Origin of the sequence: Streptomyces racemochromogenes, assembly GCF_044129415.1 — a bacterium.
Classification (GTDB): domain Bacteria; phylum Actinomycetota; class Actinomycetes; order Streptomycetales; family Streptomycetaceae; genus Streptomyces; species Streptomyces racemochromogenes_A.
Genome location: NZ_JBBDHD010000093.1, coordinates 20,964 through 27,587 on the forward strand (window position 1 = coordinate 20,964; position 6,624 = coordinate 27,587).

Here is a 6,624-nt window from a genome sequence, read left to right on the forward strand (position 1 = left end):
CCGGGGTCACGCGGCCGGGGTCACGCGGCTCCGGTCGGCGGGAGCGCGCGGCTGCGGAGCAGCTTCTTGTCCGGTTTGCCCGCGTCGGTGAGGGGCAGAGCGTCGACGAAGGCGATGCGCGCGGGCTCGTACATGGCACCCTTCCGCTCCCGTACGAGGGCGCGCAGTTCCTCCTCGCCGACGTCGCCGCCGGGCGTGCGGACGACGACCGCGTGGACGCGTTCCATGAGGTTGGCGTCGGGGACTCCGAGCACGGCGCTCTGCAGGACCTGCGGGTGGGAGTTCAGCACGTCTTCGAGTTCCACGGTGTACACGTGGCCCCCCACGACCACGATCATGTCCTTGAGCCGGTCCACGATCGTGATGTAGCCGTCCGCGTCGACGTAGCCGATGTCACCGGTGTGGAGCCAGCCGTCCCGCAGGACCTCGGCGGTGAGTTCGGGCTGCTTCCAGTAGCCCTTCATCACGTGCGGGGAGCGTACGCAGATCTCGCCGTGCTCGCCGGCGGGCAGGTGCCGTCCGCCGGGGTCGAGGACGGCGACCTCGACGCCCTCCATGGGCTTCCCGGCGGTCCGCAGCAGCTCGGGGCGGCGCGGGTCGTGGTCCTCGGGCGTGAGCAGGCTGATGCCGCCCGCCTCGTTCTGGCCGTAGAACTGGGTCAGTACGGGGCCGAAGCGCCGGACCGCCGCCGCGAGCCGGGCCGGGGAGGAGGCGCAGCCCCCGTAGGTGAGCACGCGCAGGCTGGAGGTGTCCGCCCGGTCGATCCGGGGGTGGTCCATCAACTGGTAGAGCAGGGGCGGCAGCAGGAACATGTGGGTGACGCGTTCGCGCTCGACGGCGTCGAGCACGGCGCCGGCTTCGAACCCGTCCAGCAGGACGACGGTGCCGCCGCCGAGCAGCGTGGTGTCCGCCATGAGTCCCCCCGCGTGGGCGAGGGTGGTGCACACCAGGGTCCTGACCGGCTCCTCCTGCGGCCAGCGCGGCCCGATGGACGCGCACTGCCCGAAGGTCGTGCAGATGGCCTTGGGATGGCCTGTGGTGCCGCCGGTGTGGCGGATGGTGCAGATGTCCTGCGGGCGCGCCTCGCCCTGTAAGGGCTCGGTGGAGGCGCCGGCGGCGAGCGCCGGCAGGTCGACGCCCGTGCCGGTGCCGCCGCCGAGGACGAGCACCCGGTCGAGCGGCACCCGGCGGGCCAGGTCGGCGGCGCGCTCGTGGTGGGCGGGGTCCGCTATCAGTGCGCGGGTCTCGACGTCGCGGAGGATGTCGGCGTGCACATCGGCCGAAAGGCCGCCGTAGAGGTGGTTCACGGCGCAGCCGAGCAGCCCTGCGGCGTAGCGGGCCGCGAGGGTCTCGGGAAGGTTGCCGGAGAGGAGGGTGACCGTGTGGCCGCGGCCGATCCCCTGGGACCGCAGCGCGCGGGCCATGGCGTAGACGAGGCCGCGCAGTTCGCCCGCGCCGATGCGCCGGTCCCCGTGGACGAGGGCCTCACGGGCGGGTTCCTTGGCCAAGACGTCGAGAATCTCCTCCACGTGGCTGTGGAAGTGTGGGGTGGTGCCGTCCATACCGATCCTATTGGTTGACTTGAGCAACTAGGTGGAGGGTAACGGCCGGTGATCCACAAGCCCAAGTCGGACGCCGACATCCGGCCACCGGGCACCGGGCACCGGGCACCGGCGGTCGCCTCGACCGGGGGCCGCCGGTCGCCGGGGCCGACGCCGCGCCGCACCAGCCCGCGCCGCTCCGGCTCGTCGACCCGCCGGGTGACGTGCGGCGCGCTCTCCCGGTGCTCGGCCCCAGGGGGCCCAATGCCCCGCCAGGCCGGGCCGGGTGTGAGGGCCCGGCGCGTCGCTCAGGCGGGCTCCGACAGGAAGCGGTCGACCTCGGCGGCGGAGCGGGACGGGGCGTCGTGGTGGACGACGTGACCGGCCGTCAGCTCGACCAGGCGGGCGCCCGCGCCCCGGCGGGCCGCCACGTGCCGGGCGTGTCCGGCCGCCGGCTCGTCGCTCTCCGTCCCGCGGACCGGCGGGGTCGGGCAGGACACCGCCGTCCAGTCGTCCCCATGGCCGCCGCACAGCGCCCGCCGGGACGCCACGGTGCCGTCGGCGTCCAAGGCGAAGCCCCGGCCCCCGTCCCTCCCCGCCCGGGGAATGGCCCGGCACCGGTACCGGACCGACCGCGAGGTGCCGGTGCCACGCTGGTCGAGCGCGATCACCCGCCGCCTCGTTGCAGTGCCCGTCCAGGGCCAGGAAGCACGCACGCACGTACGTACGTACGGATCACAGGGCCCGGCACCGACAGCGGGGGGTGTGACCATCCCATGATCCTCTCGTTGTCCGCAGCGTGGGACTACGTCAAGGCTCCGGGACCGGGCTGCGCCAGGCCGAGGCGGTCATCGTAGAGCGCTACCCCCAGCTGCTGCGCCTGGCCTACCTGGTGCTGCCGTCCGAACTCGACCGGCACACGCGGCTGCTGCGCGCCCACCGCGCCGTCCAGCGCTCCCTGCGGGCCGCGGGGCGCCGGGTGCGCCGGGACGGGGACGCCCTGGCCACCGTACGGGCGGAGGTGGTGCGGCACGCGGCCGGCCGGCTGCGCGGACCGCTGCCCCCGTGGGTGTGGGGACTGCGGATGTGGCCCAGCGCCGAGGGGCTCGACGAGGCGGCCCGCGCGTTGGCGGCCCTGGAGCCGTACGCCCGCGCGGCGTACGTGCTGTGCCGGTTCGACGGGCTCGACGGGGAGGCCGCCGCGGGGGTGCTGGAGCAGGCCGGGGCCCCTGACCCGGCGGACGCCGTACGGGTGGCCCGCGCGGCCGCGGCCGACCCGGCGGCCGGCGCGGGCGGTGGGTCCGCGGCGGGGGGCCCGGGCGGGAGGGAGGGGGGCCCGCATCCGGCGGACGTGCACACGCGTCCCACCGACCTGCTGCTGCGCCGCACCCGCGTGCGCGCCGCCTGGGGCACCGCCGCCGTCCTGCTCCTGGCCGCCGGACTGACCCGGGCCGGCCTGGCCGGGCCGGAGGCGGGGCCTCCCGTCACGTACGCCGGGGCGCCCGCCGCCCGCGCCGCCCTCGACCCCGCGCACCTGGTGCGCGTCCCCGCGCAAGCCTGGTCCGACACCGGCCGGGTCGACTTCACGGCCTGGCCGGCCCGCGGAACGCGGACCGGCGACCGGGCGCTGCTGACCCGGGCCCTCGGCACGTGGGCCGCCCCGCCGTCCGGTACGGCCGTCTCCGTGGCGCCGGCTGCGTCGGCGGAGCCTCCCGGGCACCCGCCGCAGCTGCTGTTCGCCGGGGATCCCCGGCCGGGAACCGCCGTCGTGGTGTTCCTCGACGCCGACCGCGTCGTCCGCTACACCGAGCGCGGAGACCGCCGGAGCCTCGACGTCGCCCGGACCGACGACGCCGGGGTCACCACGGCGGCGGCCGTCACACTGACCCGGGACGGGGGCACGGTCCGCCGGCTCCTCGCCCCCTGGATCGCCACCGCCGGGGTACGGGACCTCACCGCCCCCACCGGCGCCGTCCGGCCCCTTCCGGTCGGCCCGGACGGGACGGTCACCACCGGGCCGCCGGACGACGCCGTGGGCGCTGGCGGCCCAGGCGGCTCCGGGAACGGGGGCTGCGGGCCGCTCCCGGTCCTGGAGGTCGCCTCCTCGCCCCGGATCGTGGAGAAGCACGCCTTCCTCCTCGCCGACCTGGGCGGACTCCTCCCCGTCCACCTCACCTACACCCCGGCCCCGGAGGGGGCCGACGCGCCGCCGGCCCGGCAGCCCCGGGAGGCCACCGGCCCCGCCGCCCTGACCCGCTGGGCCCAGGAGGCCTGCACGCTGGGCGAACTGGACGGGCGCTCGGTCCGGGCGGTCAACCTGTGGGACTTCGCCGTCGGCGAGCTGCCGGAGACCCCCGGCCGGGCCGTCTGGTCCTGCACCCGGGCCACCCACTGGACCGGGCAGGGCGACGTCCTCATCAGGCTCCGGCCGCCGTCGGGGGCGCCGCTGGACGTGGCGCGGGCCCGGTCCACGGCCGCCTGCGGCCGGTTCGGGCAGCACGTCCTCGCGGCGGCCCTCTGGCGAGCTCCGTCCGGACGCCGCTACCAGCTGGCCGCGGGGAGCCGGGAGGTCGCGGAGATCACCGCCACCGGATCGCTGAACTCCCGTACGCCCGGACGCACCCTCGCCGTCCCGGCCCCCGCGCCCCCCGCTCCCCCGCCCGCCCTGACGGCGAGGCTGCGCAGCGGTGCGGTGATCACCGCCCTGGACGGACGGGGCGGCGGCCGTGACTGAGGCCGCGGCAGGCGGGCCGGGGCGGAGCCGCGGGGCCACGGGGACGTCCCTCCCCCACTGCCCGTGGTACTGGCGTGGCGGCGCCCGTCACCGAAGGCCGCCGCGGGACCGGTGGCCGCGGGGGTGGTCCAGACGGTCTTCCCGTCCGTGATCGACGCGCCGGCGCGGCGCCCGCAGGGCGAGAGGTGGCGGGCGGTGCGGTTCGGCACCCGGCGGATGCTGCCGGTCTTCGCCGCGAGCGGGGTCACGGCGCAGGCGGTCAGCACGGCCGGGTGGAGCGTCCGGGGAGGCGGCGACTCCGTGGCGATCTGCGGACTCGTCGGCGCGCTCGCCGCCCGGTACGCGGTGCGCGGCGGCGCCGCCCCGCTGCGGCGGGGGGCGCTCCTCGTACCCGCGGCCGGTCTCGTCCTCTGCCTGCCGGCCGACCACCACGGCGCGGGCCTCGTCGTCGGCTGCGGGGCCGGGCTCGGACTGGCCCTGCGCGGCCCTGCGCGGGAGGCGGGGACGAGTACGGAGCCCGGGGCGGCCTGAGTACATCCGCTCATGCGGCCGGGCCGGGAATCCGATGAGCTGGGTCCATGCGCGAAACGAACCTCGACCCGCAGGGGGCGTCGATGTGGACGACGGCCTGGACCGTGGCCCTGATCCCCGTGGCCTTCCTCTTCGGTGGCCTCGCCCCGATGGCGACGGACGCCCGTCCCGGGACGGTGGCCGTCACGACGGCCCTGTGGTGGTCGTCCTGGACGGTGGCCCCGCTCCTGGTCGTGGCGTCCCGGCTGTTGTCCGCCCGTCCGGGGACGGCCGTCGCCGGGCGCTGGGCCGGTCGGGCCGCCCTCGGCCCGCCGGTGGCGGTGATCCTGCTGACGAGCGCCATGTGACGGGTGGGGCGGGCGCGCATCGGGTTCGGGTGAACGCCTTGCGGTAAACCGCCGTTCGGCTGGTCTTCCCCCGGGTACGGACGCGTCCGCGCACGATCGGGCCGCCGTTCGGCCACGCTCGACGGGTCTGGCCGCTGGGGAGCCGGATCGGTTCCACGCCGCCGCCGTCCCGAAACGGAAGGCCAGCCGCGACCATGCTCGTCAACCAGCTCGCTCTCGTATCCGAGACCAAGACCAACCAGATCACCCCTTCGCAGCTCACCCGCGTCGCCGCCGCGCTCCAGAAACAGGCGACGCGCGACTTCGCACCCCTATGGCAGGTGAACGCGACCGTGGACGCGTTCGACCGGCTGGAGGACGTACCCGTCGGGTACTGGCCGCTGATCGTCGTCGACCAGCTGAGCGGCGCGGCGGGGTACCACACGGACGAGAACGGACAGCCGTTCTCTCTGATCGAGTACAGCGACAGCTGGTCGCTCACGGCCAGCCACGAAATGCTGGAGATGCTGGGCGACCCGTTCGGCAACCGTGTGGTCTCCGGCAAGTCCCCCCACCCCGACCAGGGGCAGGTCGAGTTCCTCGTGGAGGTGTCCGACCCCTCGGAGTCCGAGGAGTTCGGCTACACCGTCAACGGCATGCTGGTCTCCGACTTCTTCACCCCGCGCTTCTACGATCCGGTCACCGTCCCGGGCGTGCGCTACAGCTTCGGCGGTCACATCGCGGCGCCCCGGACGATCCTGCGCGGCGGGTACATCTCCTGGCGTGACCCGGTCTCGGACGAGTGGTGGCAGCAGACCTGGTTCGAGGGCAAGGCTCCGGCGTTCCGCCAGCTCGGCAAGCTGTCGGGCGGCGGCAGCATCCGCGAGGCCATCGACGCGCAGACCAAGACCGTGAGCCGGCTGGCCGCCAGCGGCCCCTCCTCCGAGCCCTACCTGGCCGCGCGGCCCCTCAGGGCCCGCGCCCACGAGGCCACCGGCGCCCGGGCCGAGGCGTGGCGCGCGCAGATCGGGCGGCTGAAGCAGTCGAACCCGGCGGCGGAGGCCTTCACGGCCAAGGGAAAGGGGAAGGCCAAGACGAAGGCGAAGCCCAAGGGGAAGTGAGAGGAGGTGAGGAGGACAATCGGTCCCGTACCACCTCAGCCCGCCTGCCAGGGAGGCCGTCGTGAGTGACGACGCCCAGCAACGCAAGGAACGTGCGGACCGCCTGCGCGAGATGATCCGGCGGCCCGGGTCGAAGCACGCGTCGCCGGAGCGCGAGAGTCTGCACGAAGGCGTCGAACGCCGGATGCGCGAGCTCGACGAAGCCGAACGCGAGCAGTGCGGGAAGCGCCCGGACGACCGGGTTCGCCCGGCGTCCGAGGGCGAAGAGGGCGAAGGCGGCGAAGCCTGAGCGCGCCGCGCCCGGCCGGGGGGGGGGGGGGGGGGGGGGGGGGGGGGGGGGGGGGGGGGGGGCGGGGGGGGGGGGGGGGGGG

General features: G+C 76.0%; 7 protein-coding genes. 5 read left to right on the forward strand and 2 right to left on the reverse strand.

Translation table 11 applies throughout. The annotated features are described in order from the left end of the window. Positions 1-20: 20 nt before the first annotated feature. Positions 21-1,562, reverse strand: coding sequence for an AMP-binding protein (locus WDV06_RS27250; protein ID WP_395512433.1), 1,542 nt, complete (start codon positions 1,560-1,562; stop codon positions 21-23). 287 nt (positions 1,563-1,849) lie between these two features. Beyond that, positions 1,850-2,212: a hypothetical protein gene (locus tag WDV06_RS27255; RefSeq protein ID WP_395512434.1), complete on the reverse strand. Its 363-nt coding sequence runs from the start codon at positions 2,210-2,212 to the stop codon at positions 1,850-1,852. 128 nt (positions 2,213-2,340) lie between these two features. On the opposite strand from WDV06_RS27255, the gene WDV06_RS27260 reads away from it, so the two are divergent. The 5 genes from WDV06_RS27260 (at position 2,341) to WDV06_RS27280 (ending at position 6,542) form a co-directional block, all read left to right on the forward strand. Next, positions 2,341-4,275, forward strand: coding sequence for a hypothetical protein (locus WDV06_RS27260; RefSeq protein ID WP_395512435.1), 1,935 nt, complete (start codon positions 2,341-2,343; stop codon positions 4,273-4,275). Positions 4,276-4,386: 111 nt separating this feature from the next. Continuing rightward, the gene (locus tag WDV06_RS27265; RefSeq protein ID WP_395512436.1) at positions 4,387-4,806 is read left to right on the forward strand and encodes a hypothetical protein; all 420 of its coding nucleotides are present in this window, start codon (positions 4,387-4,389) and stop codon (positions 4,804-4,806) included. Between the two features lie 47 nt (positions 4,807-4,853). Continuing rightward, positions 4,854-5,153, forward strand: coding sequence for a hypothetical protein (locus tag WDV06_RS27270; RefSeq protein ID WP_395512437.1), 300 nt, complete (start codon positions 4,854-4,856; stop codon positions 5,151-5,153). Positions 5,154-5,347: 194 nt separating this feature from the next. Continuing rightward, positions 5,348-6,253 (forward strand): hypothetical protein, encoded by a 906-nt coding sequence (locus WDV06_RS27275; RefSeq protein ID WP_395512438.1) that lies wholly within the window; start codon positions 5,348-5,350, stop codon positions 6,251-6,253. Between the two features lie 61 nt (positions 6,254-6,314). After that, on the forward strand, positions 6,315-6,542 hold the full coding sequence (locus tag WDV06_RS27280; protein ID WP_395512439.1) for a hypothetical protein: 228 nt from the start codon (positions 6,315-6,317) through the stop codon (positions 6,540-6,542). Positions 6,543-6,624: the final 82 nt, after the last annotated feature.